This window comes from Paraburkholderia sp. LEh10, from assembly GCF_017814945.1.
Lineage (GTDB): Bacteria > Pseudomonadota > Gammaproteobacteria > Burkholderiales > Burkholderiaceae > Paraburkholderia.
Genome location: NZ_JAGIPX010000028.1, coordinates 91,803 through 112,490, shown reverse-complemented (window position 1 = coordinate 112,490; position 20,688 = coordinate 91,803). Strand labels below are relative to the sequence as shown.

Sequence of the window (20,688 nt, the reverse complement as noted above, 5' to 3'; positions counted from 1 at the left end):
AGGCCGACCAGGGCTGCGACTTCGACTTTCTGGTGGGCTGCCGCGGTGCAGAGGTGCCCGCGCATTCGCATTGAACGAAGTCGCGGTTCGAGGCCGTCAATCGAAGTCGAACATGTCGAACAGCGACTTTTTCTTGCGGCGCGGATCGTAATGCTTGCGCTGATCGTCGTATGCGCCGTCGCGCCGCCCCCACTCGTTCTCGCGGCGGGAATCGCGGTCGTGGTAGCGTGCCTGACGTTCATGCTCGCCGCTTCGGCGCTCCGGCTCCGCCGGTTCGTCCTGCATCTGGTTGAGCAGCTTGTCGAGCTCGCCGCGATCGAGCCACACGCCGCGGCAGGTCGGGCAATAGTCGATCTCAATGTTCTGCCGCTCGGTCATCAGCAGATCAGGCGTTTTGCACACGGGACACTTCATCGCATTGCTCCTTCTGATGTTCAGGATTCGGTGGATGGCGCGGCACACGTGGCCGCCCCGAAATGACTGACTGAACGATTCATTTAGTTCGGCAAAACCGAACCTTCGGATTGCGCCTTGGCGGACTCGATCGCTTGCCCCGCTTGCGGGCCGCTCATGTTCTGCTCGCGCCTCATCTTCCTGTCGCGCGCCAGCATGTTCATGCCCTCGACGAAGCCCGCGAAAGCCATCGCGGCGTAGATGTAACCCTTCGGCACGTGCGAACCAAAACCTTCCGCGATCAGCGTCATGCCGATCACCAGCAGGAAGCTGAGCGCAAGCGTCACGATGGTCGGGTTGCGTTCGATGAACTTCGACAATGGACGCGCGGCGAACAGCATCGCCGTGACGGCTGCGATCACCGCAATGAACATGATGGGTAGATGATCCGTCATGCCGATGGCCGTAATGATGCTGTCGACGGAGAACACGAGGTCCAGCAGCAGAATCTGACCGATTGCTGCCGTCGCCGTCAGACCGCCGACGCCCATCGCGACATTCGACGCTTCGCTATCGCGGCTCACGTGATGGTGCATTTCACGCGTTGCCTTCCACACGAGGAATAGACCGCCTGCGAGCAGGATCAGGTCGCGCCACGAGAACGCATGATCGAGCAGCGAGAACACCGGCTCCGTCAAGCGCGCAATCCACGCAACGGTGCCAAGCAACGCGAGACGCATCACCAGCGCCAGCATGATGCCGATGCGCTGCGTCCTTGCGCGCTGCGCTTCGGGCAGCTTGTTGCTCAGAATGGAGATGAAGATCAGGTTGTCGATGCCGAGCACGACCTCCATCACGACAAGCGTCACAAGTGCGGCCCATGCGGCGGGATCGGCGACGAGGGTCAGTAGGGAATCCATTTGCGCGCGTTGTTGTCCGGTTGATTGAAAAAGCAGCTGATTACTGGGTCGCAGCCTTGGGTCACGGCCTTGGACCATAGCCTTCGGTCAAAGCCCGTCAGCAGGATGATCGCCTGGTGGTGAGATCGAAAAAATCAGTGATAAGCTGACAATTAGTTCGATTTTTTCGAAGTGAGGCCGCGCATGCTCAACTACAGGCACTTGCACTATTTCTGGGTCGTCGTGAAGGAAGGCGGGTTCGCGCGCGCCGCGGAACGACTGGACATGGCCGTGCAGACCATCAGCGCGCAGGTGCGCGAGCTCGAAAAATCGCTGGGGCATCAACTGCTGAAGCCGTCCGGCCGAGGCGTCGCCATGACGGAAGCGGGACAGGCAGCCTTCGCGCGCGCCGAGGAGATCTTTCAGCTCGGTCGTGCGCTGCACGACGAAGTGCGCGAGGCGGCGAGCGGCACAGTCGCGCGTTTCGCGGTCGGTTTGACGGACGGCATTTCGAAGCTGGCCGTCCATGCGATTCTCGGCAGCGTGCTCCACACGCCTTCGTTGCGGCTGCTTTGTCACGAAGGCGAAGCGGAGCAACTGCTCGCGGAGCTCGCGCATCATCATCTGGATCTGGTGCTGTCCAGTCAGCCCGCGCCGCATAACTCGAACATGCGGCTGTCGAGCGAACGTCTGATCGCGTCGCCGATCGACTGGTACGGCCCCGCCGCCATCGTGCGCAAGACCAGTGTCGATCACTTCCCGCAAAGCCTGGCCTCTTTGCCCGTGCTGCTGCCAACCGGGCATTCGTCGCTGCGCGCGCGGCTCGACCGCTGGTTCGAGGCTGAAGGCATCAGGCCGCGCATCGCCGGCGAGTTCGAAGATAGCGCGCTGATGGCGCTTTTCGCTTCGCGCGGCATGGGCGTGTTTCCGCTCGCGGCCTTCGGCGCCGAGCGCAACGATCCAATGCATCGGGGACTGCGCTGGCTCGGCCGGTCGCCGGATGTGAAGGAAGAAATTCACGCGATCGTATCGCGGCGCGGGCGCCACCATCCATTGACACAGACGGTGCTAGCCTCGGCGCTTGCGTGAGCCGGTCCCGTACGACCCGACCCACGCGCTGGTTCGGCTTTTCCGAACCTGACGTTCCGCTATTTCTGCTTTTTTGCGGATGCCTCCTCACCGTACTCTTGAGCCGTACTCACCAAGGAGGTGTCTCATGCAAGTCCTGTTCAAGTCCCGCGACCGTGAAGCCGTTCGATTGCGCAGCTTCGCGCGCCAACGCATCCGCTTCGTGTTTCGCCGCATGGACTGGCTGATCTCCACGGCGACAGTCAGTCTCTCCGACATCAACGGGCCGCGCGGCGGACTCGATAAACGCTGCCAGGTGCAGGTGCAGACGCCCGATTCGACGCCCGTCGTCGTGACCTCGATTGCAAGAGACTGGCGTGGCGCACTCGATCTGGCGCTCGCCCGCGCGGTCCGCTCCATCGTTCGCAGGCAGCAGGCTCGCGCCGTGACGCGGCGTATCAGAGAGCGCGAGCGCGCGTGGCCCGCTCAGCCGGATGGCGTTTAGGCTGTCACGTGATTCGCAGCGGCAACGGGCGGCACTGGGAACGCGGCGCCGCCCGTTCGCACATGGACGTCCCGTTCCGTGCGTTGCAGGCGTTGCACGATGCATCTATCCTTCCGACACTCATGCATCGCCACGCCACGAGGGAGACTGATCGATGTCCGCATCCGCCGCTGTGTTCGCCATCCTCGTCGCGCTGCTGCTCGGCGCGATGATCCCCGGGCCGAGTTTCGTTCTCGTCGCGCGAAACTCGATCAGTCTATCCCGCAGCGACGGGCTTTCGACCGCGCTCGGCATGGGTATCGGCGGGATATTCTTCGGCGGCATTGCACTCGCCGGGCTGTACACGCTGCTCGTGGCCGTCGAATGGCTGTATATCGGGCTGAAGGTTGCGGGCGGTTTGTATCTGGTCTATATCGCGTCGAAGATCTGGCGCGGCGCGGCTCGCCCGATCGCGATGGACAACAGCAATCCGGCGCCCATCCGCAGCGCGAAGAAATCATTCTGGATCGGGCTGACGACGCAGCTCAGCAACCCGAAAACGGCCATTTGGTATGGCAGTATCTTTGCGGCGTTGCTGCCGCAACATCCGCCCATCTGGTGCTATTTCGTGCTGCCGCCGCTGGTCTTCGCGGTCGAGTTCGGCTGGTACACCGTTGTCGCGCTGTGCTTTTCGAGCCGCGGCCCGCGCGAAGTCTATCTGCGCGCGAAGACGTGGATCGACCGCATTGCGGCGGGCGCCATTGCGGTGCTGGGGCTGCGGCTGATTTTCGCCGCGAGAAAGGCGGGCATCTGATTGCCGTGATAACGAGGGTTACGCCGGGCTGCCGTAGCCACTTCAGCGATGCGGCTGCGAGGCCTGAAATGACGAAGGGGAGTACGCGGCACTCCCCTTCTCTATGCAAGATGCTCAGCGGCGATAGGCTTCGGCGAGCACGGCGCAATGCTGGAGATGCAGATCGAGGGCGCGAATGGCGAGTTCGCGCAGACGCGAAAGCCAGCTCGTGGACGGGACAGCGGCAGTCGTAGCTTGTTGCATGTCGAACTCCTTATACGGGTTATACCCTAGGTGATAACCCTAGTATAAAGACGGTTCTGACGCGCCGCAACAAATCAAAAAGGGGTTTGGCATCGCTTACGGGAAGCCGTCGACAGGCTCGAAACTGCTCCAACTCCCACGCGAGCCGGCACACCGATGAATCCATCCGCGAGGCGGCATCGCGCACCCGCGATGCGCTCAGCCGCTCGTCCACGTAAACAAAAAAACCGATCGGATGCCTCAATATCTTCGCGGCATCCGATTACTGACGATTAACTCGCATCCGATTAAATGCAACGCAAACTAAAATACGATCGGGCGGTCACGATAGTTCGGTCGCCCATTCAAATGATTGCCCTATTTCGCGCCCTGCTCAGCGTTATTGCGTGTACGAAAACAGCTTATGCCGGATCTCACAATGATTGACGATTCAATTAACCGAACTGAAAGGCTCGATCACTGTTGCGTGCAGGCCAACGGTGTATTGGAAAAATTAACGTGATCCGAGAAAAACTTTTGTTCTAAGATTCGCCGTGCTCCAACAACACCGAATGTTTAGAGGAAGCTCATGGACATCAAGTCAATCCGGCAGTCTGCTTTCGCGATGCCCGTTCACAATCCCGCCTATCCTCGCCCGCCGTTTCGTTTTCTCAATCGGGAGTACTTCATCATCTCGTATGAAACGGATATCGATGCGCTGCGCGCCGTTGTGCCCGAGCCGCTGAAACCGGAAAACGCGCTGGTCCATTATGAATTCATCCGCATGCCGGATTCGTCGGGTTTCGGCGACTACACGGAAAGCGGCCAGGTGATCTCCGTGCGCGACATGGATGGACGCCTCGCGAATTACACGCACTCGATGTACCTCGACGACGAAGGCCCGATAGCGGGCGGCCGCGAAATCTGGGGCTTTCCGAAGAAACTCGCACGTCCGACGCTGAGCGTCGACGGCAACGACACGCTGCTCGGCACGCTCGACTACGGCACGCAGCGCATCGCAACGGGCACGATGGGCTACAAGCATCGCACGCTCGATATCGAAGCCGAGCGCGCAAAGCTCGCCGATACGCCGAACTATCTGCTGAAGGTGATTCCGCATGTCGATGGCACGGCGCGCATTTGCGAACTCGTGCGTTTTTATCTGCGCGACGTGACCGTGCTGGGCGCATGGAGCGGCCCCGCCGCGCTCGAACTGCATCCGCATGCGCTGGCGCCCATCGCGGATCTGCCCGTCAAGCGCGTGGTCGGCGCGCGTCATGTGATTGCGAATCTCACGCTCGACATCGGCGAAGTTGCGTTCGACTATCTCGCGCCTGTTCAAGCGGCAACGCGGACCACGAAGAAGTCGAATGACGACGCGCTCGAACTCGCTCTCTAAACCATTCAACGGGAAATAATATGTCGCTGCAAAATAAAGTCGCACTCGTCACGGGTGCAGCAAGCGGAATTGGCGAACAGTGCGCGCGCAAGCTCGCGAACCTCGGCGCCGCCGTCGTCATTGCGGATCTGAATCTCGAGAACGCACAAAAAGTCGCGGCCAGCATCGTGGCAGAAGGCGGCAAGGCAATCGCCGTTGCAATGGACGTGACGAATGAAGAAGCCGTAAACGCAGGCGTCGAACGCGCGGTGAAGGAACTTGGCGGCATCGATGTGCTCGTGTCGAATGCGGGCATTCAGATCGTGGCGCCCATCGACGAGTATGCATTTTCCGACTGGAAGAAGATGCTCGCGATTCATCTCGACGGTGCCTTCCTCACGACCAAAGCGGCTATCAGGCATATGTACGACAGCAAGCGCGGCGGCTCGATCGTCTATATGGGCTCGGTGCACTCGCATGAAGCGTCGAAGCTGAAGTCGGCCTATGTGACGGCAAAGCACGGGCTGCTCGGCCTTGCTCGCGTAGTCGCGAAGGAAGGCGGTCCACGCGGCGTGCGCGCGAACGTCGTGTGTCCGGGCTTTGTCCGCACGCCGCTCGTCGACAAGCAGATTCCCGAACAGGCGAAGGCGCTTGGCATCAGCGAGGAAGAAGTCGTCAAGAACGTAATGCTGAAGGAAACGGTCGACGGCGAGTTCACGACGGTGGAAGACGTCGCGAACACGGTTGCGTTCCTTGCCGGCTTCGAATCGGCGGCGCTGACGGGACAGTCGGTGATCGTCAGCCACGGCTGGTCGATGAAATAAGGAGCGCGCATGCGCAGCAACACAAAAAAAATCAGCGCGCAGCGGGAGCCGTTTGTGTTGCCGCGCTACGACGAGATCGCGCTGGTGCTGCAAGGCGGCGGCGCGCTCGGCTCTTATCAGGCGGGCGTCGTCGAAGGGCTGGCGGAAGTCGGCGTCGAGCCTGACTGGATCGCGGGCGTGTCGATCGGCGCACTGAATACGGCGATCATCGCGGGCAATGCGCCGGAAAACCGTGTGGAAGCCTTGCGCGGCTTCTGGAACGCGATCTGCCATCCGCTCGACTGGGTTGGCAGCGTCAGCGCATGGACGTTGCCCGGTCTCGGCCTGCACGACCTGTCGCGCAAGTGGGCGAGCATGTGGGCGGCGGGCCGCGCGTTGACGGAAGGTCAGCCCGGCTTTTTCGCGCCGCGCTTTCCGCTGCCCGTTGCGGGGCTCGGCAAGCTGGACCCGAGCCGCGTGAGTTACTACGACACGGCCGTGCTGAAGGCGACGCTGCTGCGATTCGCGGACTTCGATCGCATCAACGATGGCGACATTCGTGTGTCCGTGGGCGCAGTGAATGTGCGCACGGGCAATCTCACGTATTTCGACAACCGCAAAATGCGGCTCGCGCCGGAGCATTTCATGGCGTCGGGCGCGTTGCCGCCAGGCTTTCCCGCTGTCGAGATCGACGGCGAATACTACTGGGATGGCGGACTCGTTTCGAACACGCCTCTCACGGAAGTGCTGCGCGATTCGGATCACAAGGACACGCTGGTTTTCCAGGTCGACCTGTGGAGCGCGCGCGGCAATGCGCCCGGTGACTTTCTCGACATTTCGGAACGCGCGAAAGACATTCAGTACTCGAGCCGCACGCGCGCAATCACCAACATGCTCGCTGAACGGCAGAAGCACGCGCGCTTCATCAAGGAACTGCTCGAACACGTGCCGACATCGGTGCTGAAAGCGGACCCGCTATTCCGTCTTGCCGAAAAGGCAGCCGATGGCAGCGCGATCAATGTCGTGCATCTGATTTACAAGAACAAGCCGTACGAAGGCCACTACAAGGACTACGAGTTCAGCATGGATACGATGCTCGAACACTGGCAAAGCGGCCTCGACGACATTCGCGATTCGTTCTCGCATCGCGAATGGTTCGACGTGCCGAGCCGCGAGCTGGGCTTCGTCACGCATGACGTGCACCGCCCTGTCGGCAGCGTGCCTCAGTCCGACAAGGAAACCGTCGAAACCGCGTTGGGCAAGAGCCGCAAGGAAGCCGCGTAGCGCCGCGCGGATTGAAGCCGTCGTTGCCGACGCCTTTGCGGCTTTGCGACCTCCGTTGCAGAGCCGCATTCTCATGCGGCCCCGAAGGTGCGCGGAATCTACATGCCGGCCGGGAAACCGAGCGCGGTCGCCTTCGCGCGCAACTCGGCAAAGCGGCCGCCCGGCGGATTGGCGGCCGGTTCCGATGCCGGCGTCGCTGGAATCTGCTGGCTGTGATCGACGCCGCCTAGCCCCGGAATGATCCCAGCCGTCGAGCAGGCGACGCCGAACGTGCCCTGCGTCACCGCAATCGCGGGCGCGTCGGTGCGCGCGGCGTCGGTGAAATCGAGCGCGTAGGCCATGTTGACGGTGCCCGGGTCGCTCGCGCGCACGCCCAGCGGATCGAGGCCGAAGCGCCACGCAATCAGTTGATGAATCGAACTGGGATCGAACGGATAGCGCGACACCACGTTCGCGCGCACGCGCGGCCCGAGCAGCATGCACGGCACGCGAAAGCCGAGCCGGCCGTCGTTGCCGACACCCTGCTCCGCCGTCGAGACGGGCTTGACGGGCGGCACTGCATGCTCCATGAAGCCGCCCCATTCGTCGTACACGATGATCATCAGCGTCGTGCTCCACTTCGGCCCCGTGCGCAGCGCGTCGTAGATCCGGCCGAGCAGCACCTGTCCGTTGCGCACGTCCGCGTGCGGGTGATCGTCATTCGACGTGCCCTGCGTTTCGCCCTCAAAGCTCGGATCGACCATGCAGAACGACGGCAGATTGCCCGACGCCGCATCTGCCAGAAAATCCGCGAACAACTTCGAGCGGCGAACATAACGGTTGCCGTACAGCGCGGTGAACGGGACGTCGTGGAAGTAGTACGCCGACGAGACGTTCTTCGCGTCGAGCCGGTCCCAGATGGTCGGTAGCGACGACGTACCCGTGGTGTCCTCGAGACGATCGGTCTCGCCGCTATGCAGATAGAGACGGTTCGGAAACGTCGCCGACAGAACGCCCGTCATGTAGTAGTCGCAAACCGTGTATTGCGTGACCGCGCCTCGATAGAAGTCGAGATCGGCCTCGACCAGATAGCCGATGGGAAGCAGATCGCCGCGCAACAGACTCGTGCCGGGCGTCAGCAGGAAGCCGTTCATCGCGCCGTTGGCGAGATGAACGCGCCCGGCGCTATACAGGTGGTTCGGGTCGGAGAACGAGCAGGCCTGGAATCCGTACGCAGCGTTCGACGTCAACGCGAACGACGTTTGCGTCTGCCCGAATGCGTCGCGGAACTGGCGGATCTGCTGGTGTTCCGCATTGGGCACCCAGCCGAACATGTGATCGAACGAACGGTTTTCCATCGTGACGAGGACGATATGATCGACGCCCGATGTCGCCGGGTTCGGCAATGCGGGTCGTGGCAGGCTGGCCCGATCAGGCGGGATGCCGCTCGTCGTCCCCGTGCTGCCCGACGAGCCCCCGCCCCCACCCCCTCCGCCACACGCCGACAACGCGACCGTGCCCGCGAGCGCAGCCAGTATCTTGCGGCGCGTGGGATCGGGTGCATTCGAAGACTGATGATCGCTCATGGCTTACCTCCCTGTTGTAAGGTCGACGCAATTGCCGTCGACTAAAGCGGCCGAATCAGTCCTTGTCAGCACTTGACGTACCCGCGACCGACGACGCTGGCGCTGCGGCGCAGCGCGGATCGACGAGCAGATGTTCTTCCTTGCGACGCGCGGTGGCGCATGCGCGCCGGGATACCGCGGCCGGCATCATGCTCAGGCGTGGCAAACCCATACCTGCGAGCGCGACGTCCGCTAGCGGCCGTCGCGACCCGCGATCGATGCGCCTTCGCGCCCTGCGGCGCGGGGTCGTGTTCAAGGTTCTACGATGCGTGTGACAACGTCGGGTGATGTTTGGCGGGCGCTGTCACAAAGGTGTCACGCCAAAAAACGAAGATCGGCGGACAATACGGCCGCATGGCGACTCAGAGCGCCATCTCGCGGCATGCGGCGTGCTACGCCTGCTTTCGCGTCCCGATATGGAAGAGACACCGTGAAGCAACGTGCGACTATCGTGTGCCGGATGGGCACGCGGATTCTGCTGGTCGGAAAGACGAACTCGCGCTGGTCGCTGCCGGGCGGCAAGCCCGATGCCGGCGAGACTTTCGAAACGGCCGCGATGCGCGAACTGATGGAAGAAACGCGGCTTCAGGCGATCGGCATGCAGTATCTGTTCGAGTTCGCGGGCACGCGCACGTGTCATCACGTGTTCGCCGCGCACATCGACGAGCGCGATACACCCGTGCCCAGCAACGAAATCACGCGCTGCACGTGGGCCAAGGTCACGGATATCTCGGATCTCGACACGAGCGTTTCGACGCGCGGCATCGTCGATGTGTTGGCGTTGGACCGCCGCTACGATCCGCGCGTGCAAACCCGGTATCAGCGCGCCGACGCGTTCGTGCAGAACCTGCGCGACGCGTTGCAGGATGTGCGGCTCGGCGGATGGACGACGGCCTTGTGGTAACGCAAGCCGCCATTTAGATCGGAATCCGTATGAATTGCGGTCCGCCCAGTGCAACGCCGCGGGCTGGAAGCGCTTTCGTTCCCGCCTGAAACAAAGCCGCCGGCCCGAGACAGGCCGGCGGCTTCATCGACCGCGCGAATTACAACGCCGACATCGCCGACTGTCGACGTGCCGCGCGTGCACGGCGCGAACGCGCAACGATCTTCGCGATCGTCACGCGGCCCACTGCGCGACGCATGTTCGTCGCGACGTTGGCGAGGCGCTTCTCGCTCACGCGATGCCGCGCCCACACGAACGCGGCAATCCAGCCGATCACGGTCCAGCCGAACAGCACGTTGAAGATCGTCAACGCAAATGCATCGTCGCGCTCGCGCGCATCGGCGACGATCGCCGGGACGAAATACGCGATCACGGCGGCGAGCAACACCAGCCCTTCGAAGAATGCTTTCATGGATGATCTCCTGCGATCATCGTCGGCGCGGCGACTCGACTCGCTCGCCGCGCGGCGCGATCAATGACCCTTGAACACGTTGACGTCGCGCGCTTCCTGCACGGCCTGACGGCTGCCCGATTGCGACGACGCGCCGATCACGCCACCCACCGCAGTGTTCGCGTCGACGGCTTCGTTGCGCTCGGCTGCGAAGGTTTGCGCGCTGACACCGCGTTGCGAAGCGGGCGCACCGACGGACGGGCGATAGAACGGCGCCGGGCCGTAACCCGAAGCGAATGCGGGCGCGGCAACAGCAGCGGACACAGCGACGAGCAACGCAGCGATAAGACGGGTTTTCATGATGTAACTCCACAAAGTGTTGAATCAGGAAAGCGTCGCAACCTGGTGTTTTGGCGCGGCGTCGATTGAGGAGGAGTTTAGGCGAGTCCTATCAAACTTCTATGCTCATAGATTGAAATCACAGTTCCCAAATTCCAAACAATGGAATACGGACGGTTTTGTCCATGCAGACATCAGGGTCGATGAGCCCTTCGTCCGTACCGTTTGCGCGGCGATGCTAGGATCGGATTCCTCCAATCGCCGTCGCCGTGGCAGTTGCCGCGATCGTCGGCAGCACGGCCGCCGCGCCGCGACAGACGAAACCTCGATGCCCCCTGCCGACTCCACTATCGATCGCCGAGTGTTTTCCGAAGGCCGCCTGTCGATCGGGCTGACTCTGCCGTTGCTACGCGCGGGCGGGATCGTCGCGGACTTCCGCGAACAGCTCGAATTCGCGGCGCTCGCCGACGCGCTGGGTTTTCGCGCGCTGTGGGTGCGCGACGTGCCGTTGAACAGCGCCGACTATCCGGACCCCGTCGGCCATCTCGACCCATGGGTGTTGCTCGGCGCACTCGCCACGCGCACGACGCAAATCGCGCTGGCGAGCGGCGCGATCGTGCTGACGCTGCGTCATCCACTGCATATCGCGAAGGGTGCGGGGTCCGTGCAAACGCTGTCGGATGGCCGGTTCATTCTGGGCCTCGGCTCGGGCGACCGGCCGCCCGAGTACGCGGCGTTCGGACGCGATCCGCAAGAGCGGCGCGAGTTGTACCGCACGCATTGGGAGACCGTCGCGGCCGCGCTCGGCGAAGCACCGCGCGTGATCCCCGATCGCCGTCCGGAAGATGCACCCGAGTTCATGCTGCTGCCGCAGCCGCCGCTGCACGTGCCGATGCTTGCCGTCGGCTCCGGCGGACAGAGTGTGGACTGGATCGCGCGCCATTCGATCGGCTGGATGACCTACCACCGTGAACCGGAAACACAGCGCGCACGGCATAGCATGTGGCGCGCAGCCGTCGATCGCCTGCAGGAGCCCGCGTTTCGCGCATTCGGCGTCGCGATGCGGCTGGATCTGAGCGACGACTCACGTGAGGCCGCTGCGCCGCTGTCGCTGGGATATCGCGCGGGACGGCGCGCGCTGCATGCGCTGCTGGACGAAATGCGCGAGAACGGCACGCATCACGTGACGCTGAATCTGACGTCGGACCGCCCCGTGCGCGATGTGCTGGAGGAACTGGCTGCCGACGTTCTGCCGGGTTTTCACGCCTGAAGTTCTCGCGTGCGCGGACGAGCAAAACTATTTTGCTGTTTTCAGTGAAGACGCCGCACGGGGTGATGGTGTAGCGCGAGGGTTCGCAGCGGGCGGCTTTTGCGTTGGGGTTTTCTTTGCAGCAGTTTTCTTCATTGCACTTTGCTTCGCGGCAGTTCGTTTCACTGCCTTGGGCCTCGCGGCGGTTTGCGCTTCTGCAGTCCGGTTCGCTGCACTTTCCTTCCCTGCACTCTGCTTCCCTGCACTCTGCTTCCCTGTACTCTGCTTCGCTGCGCTCTGCTTCCCTGCGCTCTGCTTCCCTGTACTCTGCTTCGCTGCGCTCTGCTTCCCTGCACTCTGCTTCCCTGCACTCTGCTTCCCTGCACTTTTCTTCAACACGTCCCGACCCGCCGGTGCCTCCCGATGCGCCGCGTCTTTCCCATGAGCCGCGCGCCCGCCGATATCGAGCTCGACCCACGCCGGTGCATGATCGCTAGCGTGCGGCACACCCCTCACCCATCGGTCGATGCCCGCATCGCGCATCTTCCCCGCCACCTGTTTGCTCAACAGCAGATGATCGATGCGCAATCCCGAGTTCCTCTCCCAGTGCTGCCGGAAGTAATCCCAGAACGTAAAGACCTGTTGATCGGGAAAGCGCGCGCGCAACGCGTCGGTCCAGCCTTGTTCGAGCAGCCGCGCGTAGCATTCGCGGCTTTCCGGCTGCAGCAGCGCATCCTTGAGCCACGAGCGCGGATTGTAGATATCGAAATCCGTCGGCACGACGTTGTAGTCGCCCGCCAGCACGACGGGATGGCCGCTGTCGAGCAGCTTCTTCGCGTAGATGATTAGCCGCTCGAACCACGCGAGCTTGTAGTCGAACTTCGGGCCCGGCTGCGGATTGCCATTCGGCAGATACAGGCAGCCAACCAGTATCCCCTCGACAGCCGCTTCGAGATAACGGCTATGCGTGTCGTCGGGATCGCCGGGCAGTCCGCGGCGGGTTTCGACGGGCTGGCTGTTCTTTGCGAGAATCGCGACGCCGTTCCACGACATCTGCCCATGCCAGATCGCGCCGTAGCCGGCCCGGTTGATTTCGGCTTCGGGGAAGCCCGAGTCGGGCGCCTTCAACTCCTGAAGGCACGCGATATCGGGTGATTCCCGCTCCAGCCATTCGAGCAGTGCTGGCAGTCGCGAGCGAATGCCGTTGATATTGAACGTGGCGAGCTTCATGATCACCGCGGCGTCGCAAGTGCCATACCCACGGCCGCGCGTGGCCGCGCGCTGGCCGCCCGTGCGAACCAGCCCGGCTCAGTTCTTCAGGTCGTCCGGCACCTTGCCGCCGTTTTCGGCGAGCTTGACCATCACCTGCTTGTGCAGCCAGATGTTCATCGACGCCGAATCGCTGGTGTCGCCGCTGTACTTCAACTCTTGCGCGAGCTGTTTGCGCGCGGCAAGACTGCTGTCCAGCCCGAGCAGCTTCATCAGATCGACGATCGACGTGCGCCAGTTCAGCTTCTCGGCGTTCTGATCGGCGAGTGCGGTGAGGATGGCTTCGACATCGACGGGCTCGGCGGGCGCGGCGGCGGGTGCCGAGCCCGGATCGGCGGCGGGCGCGGCGTCGGGAGCCGGCGCGGCGGCCTGCGCGGCCGGATGGTTCGATGGGAAGATCTTGCTGAGAATCGTGCCGAAGATGCTCATGGCTTTCCTCCAGTGAATCGGTTGAAGGCGATCACGCGGCAGTGGCCGCGGCGGCGCGGGAGAATCGCCGCACGGCGTTCCACGACGATGGGCCGCGCAGGCGATACGTCTGGCGCCCGGCTGGATGCGTCGCCCGGCGCGGGGCGAACCGCTATCCTGGCCGCAAAAAATGACAGGACGATGCCGCTCATTCTTACTTGAGGACGTAAAATCCGGCCGCCATTCTTACGCAGAAATCAGTCTCCGAGCCGTCGACGGCTCACAACAAGGCAAAATACGGGTTTTGGCGTGAGCATGACGCGGCGGCCGCCCATCCGATGGCCGCCTCCGACCGCCCCCGAACCCACGCGGCTGCGTGAACCGCACGCCGCGGCAGTATCCCGAGAATCAGGAGCGATCTTTCATGACCGAACCGAACGTTTCGTTGCTGGGCAGGCTTTCGCTTGCCTTCGGCACGTTTTTCAGCATTTTGGGCGATGGCGACTTCGCCGCGAGTGTGATGCGGCTGCGCAGCGGCGCAGCGCCGGCAGCCGCGCCCGTCGCGACGCCCACACCTGCGCCCGCCCCTGCGCCCGCCCCGGCCCCCGCGCCCGTCATCAAGGAAGCCACGCCTGACGCCGCGCTCCAGCTGCTGGGCCTGTTGCAACGCGACGCGCGCTTCATCGATTTCGTCGAGGAAGACATCGCGAAATACTCGGACGCCGACATCGGCGCGGCCGCGCGCCTCGTGCACGACGGCTGCCGCGCGACGCTGCGCGAGCATTTCACGATCCGCCCGGTGCGCGACGAAGCCGAAGGCAGCCGCGTGACGATCAATGAAGGCTTCGACGCGACGGCCATTCGTCTGACGGGCAACGTCGTCGGCAAGGCGCCGTTTACGGGGAGCATCAGCCATCGTGGCTGGCGCGCCGCCGACGTGCGCCTGCCGAAGCTCACGCAAAGCCACGATGCCACCGTGCTCGCCCCCGCCGAGGTGGAACTATGAGCGATCCGCGCTATTCCATTGGTATCGATCTGGGCACGACGCACTGCGCGCTGTCGTATGTCGATCTGTCCGCCAGCGACGGCGAGAAGACGGTGCAGCAGGTCATGCCGATCACGCAACTGACGGCCCCCGGCGCGCTCGAAGACCTCGATCTGCTGCCGTCGTTTCTTTATCTGCCGCATGCGAGCGAACTGACGCCCGGCGATCTCGCGCTGCCGTGGACGGGCGAACGCGATTTCGCCGTCGGCGAGATGGCGCGCAGCCGCGGCGCAGGCACACCCATCCGTCTCGTGTCGAGCGCGAAAAGCTGGCTGTGCCACCCGGGCGTCGACCGCCGCGCGGCGATTCTGCCGAGCGACGCACCGCCGGAAGTCGCGCGCGTGTCGCCCCTCGAAAGCTCGGTGCGCTACCTGATGCATCTGCGCGAAGCGTGGAACCACGCGCATCCCGACGCGCCGTTCGACCAGCAGGAAGTCACCGTGACGATCCCCGCTTCGTTCGATCCCGCCGCGCGCGAACTGACGGCGGAGGCCGCGAACGCAGCGGGCTACGCGCAGATGACGCTGCTCGAAGAGCCGCAGGCCGCGCTGTATAGCTGGATCCAGAAGAGCGACGGCGCGTGGCGCAAGCAGGTCAAGCTCGGCGACATCATTCTCGTCGTCGATGTCGGCGGCGGCACGACCGACCTGTCGCTGATCGCCGTGATCGAACGCGACGGCAACCTGGAACTGCATCGCGTCGCCGTCGGCGAACACATCCTGCTCGGCGGCGACAACATGGACCTCGCGCTCGCGCACATGGTCGCGCGCAAGCTCGCGTCGCAAGGCACGCAGGCCGATCCGTGGCAGTTGCGCGCCCTCACCTACGCGTGCCGTGGCGCGAAGGAAACGCTGCTCTCCGATCCGTCGACGGATACCGTGCCGCTCGTCGTGCCGAGCCGCGGCTCGAAGCTGATCGGCGGCTCGATCCGCACCGAGCTCACGCGCGACGAACTCACGCAGACGATCCTCGAAGGCTTCTTCCCGCAAGTCGACGCGTCGGCGCGCCCGCTGAGCCGCACGCGCGCAGGTCTCACGCAACTCGGCCTGCCGTACGCGCAGGACGCGGGCATCACGCGCCATCTGGCGGCGTTTCTCGGCCGCCAGGTCGCGGCCCTCGCGGAGCTGCAAGGTGCGCAGACCAACGGCCAGTTGCCGCTCGACGCGAGCGCGACGTTCCTGCATCCGACGGCCGTGCTGTTCAACGGCGGCGTGTTCAAGTCGCCGCTGCTCGTCGAGCGCATCATGACGACGCTCAACGGCTGGCTCGCGGCCGACGGCAGCGCGCCCGCGCGCCTGCTCGAAGGCGCGGACCTCGATCTCGCCGTCGCGCGCGGCGCGGCTTACTACGGCTACGTGAAGCGCGGCCGTGGCGTGCGGATTCGCGGCGGCACGGCGCGTTCGTACTACGTCGCAATCGAATCGGCGATGCCCGCCGTGCCCGGCATGGAGCCGCCCGTCTCCGCGCTCTGCGTCGCGCCCTTCGGCATGGAAGAAGGCACCGACGCGCCGCTGCCTGAACAGGAGTTCGGTCTCGTCGTCGGCGAGCCGGTGCGCTTCCGCTTCTTCGGATCGTCGGTGCGGCGGCTTGATCAGGTCGGCACGATGCTCGACTACTGGTCGCCCGATGAATTGCAGGAGCTCGAAGAGATCGAGGCGACGCTGCCCGCCGATGGCCGCACGGTCGGCGAAGTCGTGCCCGTCAAGCTGCATGCGCGCGTGACGGAAGCGGGCACGCTCGAACTCGAAGCAATCCCGCGCGGCACCGACGAGCGTTGGAAAGTCGAGTTCGACGTACGCGGCGGCGCGCAGGGCTGACTCACAAGCCTTCGATGAAGCAAAAGCAGAAGCAGTCAGCCGGGCGCTACACGGTCGGCATCGATCTCGGCACGAGCAACACGGTCGTCGCGTATGTCGCGCCGGGCTCCGACGACATCCGTGTGTTCGATGTCGATCAGCTGGTCGCGCCCGGCGAAGTGGGCGCGCGGCCGCTGTTGCCGTCCGTGCGCTATCACCCGGCTGCGGGCGAGCTGAATCCGGCCGACCTGCAACTGCCGTGGTCGCGCGCAGCGGATCAGCCGAAGGACGCGGGAGCGGCGCCAGCGCCCGTCATCGGGCGGCTTGCGCGCGCGCTCGGCGCGCAGGTTCCGGGGCGGCTCGTGACGAGCGCGAAGAGCTGGCTGTCGCATGCATCCGTGGACCGGCTCGCGCCGATTCTGCCGTGGGGCGCGCCCGACGACGTCGCGAAGGTCTCGCCCGTCGCTGCGAGCGCGAGCTACCTCGCGCATGTGCGCGCCGCGTGGAATGCGCGCTTTCCCCACGCCGCGCTGGAAGACCAGAACGTGGTCCTCACGGTGCCCGCTTCGTTCGACGAAGGCGCGCGCGCATTGACGCTCGAAGCCGCGCGTCTCGCGAAACTGCCCGCGCTGCGGCTGCTCGAAGAACCGCAGGCCGCGTTCTACGACTGGCTGTTCCGCCATCGCGCGAGTCTTGCCGACGAACTCGCCGATACGCGGCTCGTGCTGATCTGCGACGTCGGCGGCGGCACCACGGATCTCACGCTCATCAAGGTGCACGTCGATGCCGCCGGCGAGCCGCAACTGACGCGCATCGGCGTGGGCAACCATCTGATGCTCGGCGGCGACAACATGGACCTCGCGCTGGCGCGGCTGGTCGAAACGCGGCTCGCGCAGTCGCAGGACGGCCAGCCTCGCCTGTCGGCGGCGAGCCTGTCGCAGCTCGTCGAGCGCTGCCGCGTCGCGAAGGAACAGCTACTCGACGCAAACCCGCCCGAGTCCGCCGCGATCACGCTGCTCGGCGCGGGCTCGCGTGTGATCGGCGGCGCGCGCACCATCCATGTGACGCGCGACGAGATCGAGCAGGTCGTCGTCGACGGGTTCTTCCCGTGCGTGGCGGCGGACGACGCGCCGCGCCGCTCGCGCGCGGCGATCGTCGAATTCGGCCTGCCGTATGCAAGCGACCCCGCCGTCACGCGGCACGTCGCGGCCTTCCTGACGCGGCTCGCCGCGCAAGCGCGCGAAGCGCTCGGCGGCGGTGACGGCACGCCGCCCGTGCCCGACACGCTGCTGCTCAACGGCGGCGTTTTCCGCGCTCAGCCGCTCACGCAACGGCTCGCGGACACGCTCGCTGGATGGCGTGGCAAGCCGCTGCACGTATTGCAGAACGATCATCCCGACGTCGCGGTGGCGCGCGGCGCCGTCGCCTATGGTCTTGCGCGCGCGGGTTTCGCGCCGCGCATCGGCGGCGGCTCGGCGCGCAGCTACTTCCTCGTGCTCGACGGCAACGAGGGCATCTGCCTGCTGCCGCGCGGCACGGAGGAAGCGCACGAGGTCCATCTCGACGACCGCATGTTCGCATTGCGGCTCGGTCAGCCCGTGCGTTTTCACCTGATGTCGACGGTCGCCGATACGCGCTTTGCGCCGGGCGAACTCGCCGATCTGTCGCAAGGCGATTTCGTGCGTCTGCCGCCCATCGCGACGGTCGTGCAGCGCCGTCACGCGTCCGATGCCGACGAGCGGCGCGTCAGGCTGACCACGTCGATGACGGAAGTCGGCACGCTCGAAGTGAACTGCATCGCCACCGACGATCCGTCACAACGCTGGCTGCTGCAATTTGAATTGCGGCGCGACGAAGCGGCGGCGGCCACGGACGAACAAGGGCAGCCCGGACGCCATCCGTCGCTCGATCACGCGATCGAGCTGATCGAGCGCACGTTCGGCGCGCGCTCGTCGAACGTCGGACGCAATGAAGTGAAGCGGCTGCGCGCGCAACTCGAACATGCGCTCGGAGCGCGTGAAAGCTGGGACGTCGCGCTGCTACGCGAGCTGTTCGGCGCGTTGTGGGAGCGCGCGAAACGCAGGCGGCGCTCTGCGGATCACGAGCGGCTGTGGCTCAATCTGATGGGCTATTGCGTGCGTCCGGGCTTCGGCTATCCGCTCGATGAATGGCGCGTCGAACAACTCTGGTCGATCTTCGACGACGGCATTCAGTACATCAACGAAAGCCAGGTGTGGTCCGAGTGGTGGACGCTATGGCGGCGCGCGGCAGGCGGCCTGAACGAAGACGCGCAGCTGCAGCTTCTCGACGCGATGGACTTCCTGCAGGCGGCCAGCATCAAAAAGCAGAAGCTGCCGTTCGATCCCGCGAAGGTCGGCTACGCGGACATGATCCGCGTGCAGGCATCGCTGGAGCGCATTTCCGTCGAGCGCAAGATCGCGCTCGCGCAAAACCTGCTCGAACGGCTGCGCAAGCCTGCGGAGAATCATCAGGCGTGGTGGGCGATCGGCCGCATCGGTGCGCGCTTGCCGTTCTATGGCAGCGCACATGGCGTGGTGCCGCCCGAGGTCGCGCTGCCCTGGCTCGATGCCGTGCTCGCGCTCGACTGGAAAAAAGTCGAGCCCGCCGCGTTCGCCGCCGTGCAGTTGTCGCGGATGACGGGCGACCGTTCGCGCGACTTGCCCGACGACGCGCGCGAAACCGTGATACGCCGGCTCGAAGCGCTCAACGCCGCGCCCGCATGGGTCCGGATGGTCCGCGAGACCGTCGCGCTCGACGAGGCCGACACGGGCCGCGTATTCGGCGAATCGTTGCCCGCCGGGCTCAAGCTGATCGGCGGCGCATAACGCGCGTTGGCGCGTCGGGCGCCGCGCGCGAACTTCAGACGGCGTGCGTGCGCACGCTCGCGCGCGGCCTGCACGGTGCAGCGGCTCGATCGGCCTGGCTGGCCGCTGCATCGCTTGCCGGCGCGCCGGCCGCAGGCTTCGCCGGCATCGCGATCAGCACCGAGCGGCGCGTGCATCGGCCGACCACATCGCTCATCCGTTCTTCCCAGAAGCGCCATTTCGATCCGCGACCCGCGCCGACCACGATCAGATCCGCGTCGAGCTCATCCGCCAGCTTCGCGATTGCGCGGCCCACGCTGTTGCCTTCCAGCGGCACCGTGATGGCCCGCGTGTGAATGTCCCACGCGTCGAGTTCGAAGGTTTCGAGGCAGCGGCGTTCGACCGTGCGCTCGAGTTCGTGAACCAGTTGCAGCGTATCGATGCAACCATACTCGACGCTCGTCATCGCCCACCACGGCATCGTATCGACGATATACACCGCCGTGAGTCGCGCGCCCGTGCGGCGCGCCTTGTCGATGGCTGTCGCGAGCACTGCGTCGTTTCGGTTCGCGCCGACTGCTACCAGAATGTGCTTGACCATGTTTGCCTCCGTCCTTTGCGTCTGCGGGATGCAAGCATGATGCGGCGCGAAACTTAGCGTCGAATGAGCAAAGCGCAGCGCGCGTGATGAATGCGAAGCGGGACTCGACTGACGATAAGCCGACGGATGAACGGCGATGACCCGGCAAGCGCGCTGCACCCGACGCGATCAGATGATCAGGCGCGAAATCTTCGAGCCTTCGAGCGACACGCCCGCCATCAGCCCGCCGTTCGTGAGCACGAACGCTTCAACGGGGTTAGTCGCCGTCGATGTATCGACGTTGCCATTAGCGCCGACCTTCAGCACGGCGACCGTCGCATCGACGCCCGCCGCCCAGCCCTGGCTGCGCGTGAAGCTGCTGAGCGCGTCGTCCGTCATGAACAGCATCACGATTGCCTTCGATTGCGCGCCGATCTGCAAGCCGAACGACGCCGCCGCGATGCTGTAGTAGCCCGTCGTCTGTCCGCCGATGCGCAGCGCGCCCTGCCCGTACTGCCCGCCGAACCAGAAGCCCGCCGAGATCACCGACGGAAACACGAGCATGCCGCGCGACTTGCCGGCCAGTTCCCGTGACCCGCCGATGCTGTCGAACAGACGCGCGAGCGTCCCATTGACGTCGGCGTCAATCGACTGGCGCTTGCCCGCATTCGCTTCGGGCGTGTTGTCGGACGACGGGCCCGTGGTCGTGCAGCCCGCAAGCGCGAGCCCGCCCGTGGCAAGCGCGGCAGTGGTCACGGCGATGAATCGGCGGCGGGGCATGGTGGTTTGCATCGTTGTCGTCTCTCCCTTGCAGGAACCGTTGGCGGCAGTAGCCGGATCGTTCTGATATCCGATGACCTTCGATGCGGCGTGCAAGTTCCTTCCGGCACACGC

Annotated in this window: 21 protein-coding genes and 1 pseudogene; 12 read left to right on the top strand and 10 right to left on the bottom strand. The window is 64.6% G+C overall.

Annotated elements, in window-relative coordinates:
- Positions 1–96 precede the first annotated feature (96 nt).
- Positions 97–414 carry a zf-TFIIB domain-containing protein gene (locus J8I87_RS23290; protein ID WP_209934302.1) on the bottom strand — a complete coding sequence of 106 codons (318 nt, stop codon included), beginning with the start codon at positions 412–414 and terminating at the stop codon, positions 97–99.
- An 83-nt stretch (positions 415–497) separates the two neighbouring features.
- The gene (locus J8I87_RS23285) at positions 498–1,313 is read right to left on the bottom strand and encodes a TerC family protein (RefSeq protein WP_209934300.1); all 816 of its coding nucleotides are present in this window, start codon (positions 1,311–1,313) and stop codon (positions 498–500) included.
- A gap of 183 nt (positions 1,314–1,496) precedes the next feature.
- Here J8I87_RS23285 and J8I87_RS23280 point away from each other — a divergent pair, with 183 nt between their 5' ends.
- The 3 genes from J8I87_RS23280 to J8I87_RS23270 all read left to right on the top strand — a co-directional run bounded on the left by J8I87_RS23280 (position 1,497) and on the right by J8I87_RS23270 (position 3,658).
- Positions 1,497–2,381, top strand: coding sequence for a LysR family transcriptional regulator (locus tag J8I87_RS23280; RefSeq protein WP_209934299.1), 885 nt, complete (start codon positions 1,497–1,499; stop codon positions 2,379–2,381).
- Between the two features lie 127 nt (positions 2,382–2,508).
- Entirely contained in the window at positions 2,509–2,865 is a 357-nt protein-coding gene (locus J8I87_RS23275) for an HPF/RaiA family ribosome-associated protein (RefSeq protein ID WP_209934298.1), read from the top strand.
- 154 nt (positions 2,866–3,019) lie between these two features.
- On the top strand, positions 3,020–3,658 hold the full coding sequence (locus tag J8I87_RS23270) for a LysE family translocator (protein WP_209934297.1): 639 nt from the start codon (positions 3,020–3,022) through the stop codon (positions 3,656–3,658).
- 114 nt (positions 3,659–3,772) lie between these two features.
- Here the strand turns inward: J8I87_RS23270 and J8I87_RS45715 are convergent, their stop codons facing one another.
- Positions 3,773–3,901, bottom strand: coding sequence for a hypothetical protein (locus tag J8I87_RS45715; protein ID WP_280923091.1), 129 nt, complete (start codon positions 3,899–3,901; stop codon positions 3,773–3,775).
- A 568-nt stretch (positions 3,902–4,469) separates the two neighbouring features.
- Between J8I87_RS45715 and J8I87_RS23265 the strand changes: the two genes are divergently transcribed.
- From J8I87_RS23265 to J8I87_RS23255, 3 genes are read left to right on the top strand one after another with little or no spacing between them, the layout of a single operon-like run.
- On the top strand, positions 4,470–5,279 hold the full coding sequence (locus J8I87_RS23265) for an acetoacetate decarboxylase (protein ID WP_209934295.1): 810 nt from the start codon (positions 4,470–4,472) through the stop codon (positions 5,277–5,279).
- A gap of 20 nt (positions 5,280–5,299) precedes the next feature.
- Positions 5,300–6,082, top strand: coding sequence for a 3-hydroxybutyrate dehydrogenase (locus J8I87_RS23260; protein ID WP_209934293.1), 783 nt, complete (start codon positions 5,300–5,302; stop codon positions 6,080–6,082).
- A gap of 9 nt (positions 6,083–6,091) precedes the next feature.
- A complete protein-coding gene (locus J8I87_RS23255) occupies positions 6,092–7,345 on the top strand; it encodes a DUF3734 domain-containing protein (RefSeq protein WP_209934292.1) in 1,254 nt (417 codons plus the stop codon).
- Between the two features lie 98 nt (positions 7,346–7,443).
- On the opposite strand, the gene J8I87_RS23250 is transcribed toward J8I87_RS23255, so the two are convergent.
- Entirely contained in the window at positions 7,444–8,910 is a 1,467-nt protein-coding gene (locus tag J8I87_RS23250; protein ID WP_209934291.1) for an alkaline phosphatase family protein, read from the bottom strand.
- 469 nt (positions 8,911–9,379) lie between these two features.
- On the opposite strand from J8I87_RS23250, the gene J8I87_RS23245 reads away from it, so the two are divergent.
- Positions 9,380–9,853 (top strand): NUDIX hydrolase, encoded by a 474-nt coding sequence (locus tag J8I87_RS23245; protein ID WP_313065554.1) that lies wholly within the window; start codon positions 9,380–9,382, stop codon positions 9,851–9,853.
- A gap of 139 nt (positions 9,854–9,992) precedes the next feature.
- Here the strand turns inward: J8I87_RS23245 and J8I87_RS23240 are convergent, their stop codons facing one another.
- Together J8I87_RS23240 and J8I87_RS23235 are read right to left on the bottom strand one after the other, a co-directional pair.
- Positions 9,993–10,304 carry a superinfection immunity protein gene (locus J8I87_RS23240; protein WP_209934290.1) on the bottom strand — a complete coding sequence of 104 codons (312 nt, stop codon included), beginning with the start codon at positions 10,302–10,304 and terminating at the stop codon, positions 9,993–9,995.
- Between the two features lie 60 nt (positions 10,305–10,364).
- Positions 10,365–10,643 (bottom strand): hypothetical protein, encoded by a 279-nt coding sequence (locus J8I87_RS23235; RefSeq protein ID WP_209934289.1) that lies wholly within the window; start codon positions 10,641–10,643, stop codon positions 10,365–10,367.
- Positions 10,644–10,950: 307 nt separating this feature from the next.
- Here J8I87_RS23235 and J8I87_RS23230 point away from each other — a divergent pair, with 307 nt between their 5' ends.
- On the top strand, positions 10,951–11,892 hold the full coding sequence (locus J8I87_RS23230) for an LLM class oxidoreductase (protein WP_209934288.1): 942 nt from the start codon (positions 10,951–10,953) through the stop codon (positions 11,890–11,892).
- A 104-nt stretch (positions 11,893–11,996) separates the two neighbouring features.
- Complete coding sequence (locus J8I87_RS46360) at positions 11,997–12,368, top strand: pentapeptide repeat-containing protein (RefSeq protein WP_409518789.1); 372 nt, start codon at positions 11,997–11,999, stop codon at positions 12,366–12,368.
- Here the strand turns inward: J8I87_RS46360 and xth are convergent.
- Both xth and J8I87_RS23220 read right to left on the bottom strand, forming a co-directional pair.
- Positions 12,328–13,101 (bottom strand): annotated as a pseudogene (gene xth / locus J8I87_RS23225) (exodeoxyribonuclease III); the annotation flags it as partial. The gene J8I87_RS46360 and the pseudogene xth overlap by 41 nt on opposite strands.
- Before the next feature lie 78 nt (positions 13,102–13,179).
- A complete protein-coding gene (locus tag J8I87_RS23220; RefSeq protein WP_209934285.1) occupies positions 13,180–13,569 on the bottom strand; it encodes a DUF3597 domain-containing protein in 390 nt (129 codons plus the stop codon).
- Between the two features lie 403 nt (positions 13,570–13,972).
- Here J8I87_RS23220 and J8I87_RS23215 point away from each other — a divergent pair, with 403 nt between their 5' ends.
- The 3 genes from J8I87_RS23215 to J8I87_RS23205 are packed head-to-tail and all read left to right on the top strand — an operon-like array spanning position 13,973 to position 19,235.
- Positions 13,973–14,554 (top strand): DUF2760 domain-containing protein, encoded by a 582-nt coding sequence (locus J8I87_RS23215; RefSeq protein ID WP_209934284.1) that lies wholly within the window; start codon positions 13,973–13,975, stop codon positions 14,552–14,554.
- Positions 14,551–16,410, top strand: coding sequence for an Hsp70 family protein (locus J8I87_RS23210; protein WP_209934283.1), 1,860 nt, complete (start codon positions 14,551–14,553; stop codon positions 16,408–16,410). The genes J8I87_RS23215 and J8I87_RS23210 overlap by 4 nt, the downstream gene beginning before the upstream one ends.
- 14 nt (positions 16,411–16,424) lie before the next feature.
- Positions 16,425–19,235 (top strand): Hsp70 family protein, encoded by a 2,811-nt coding sequence (locus J8I87_RS23205; protein WP_209934281.1) that lies wholly within the window; start codon positions 16,425–16,427, stop codon positions 19,233–19,235.
- Positions 19,236–19,269: 34 nt separating this feature from the next.
- Here the strand turns inward: J8I87_RS23205 and J8I87_RS23200 are convergent, their stop codons facing one another.
- The gene (locus J8I87_RS23200; protein WP_209934280.1) at positions 19,270–19,815 is read right to left on the bottom strand and encodes a universal stress protein; all 546 of its coding nucleotides are present in this window, start codon (positions 19,813–19,815) and stop codon (positions 19,270–19,272) included.
- A gap of 168 nt (positions 19,816–19,983) precedes the next feature.
- The gene (locus J8I87_RS23195) at positions 19,984–20,574 is read right to left on the bottom strand and encodes a YSC84-related protein (RefSeq protein WP_209934279.1); all 591 of its coding nucleotides are present in this window, start codon (positions 20,572–20,574) and stop codon (positions 19,984–19,986) included.
- Positions 20,575–20,688: the final 114 nt, after the last annotated feature.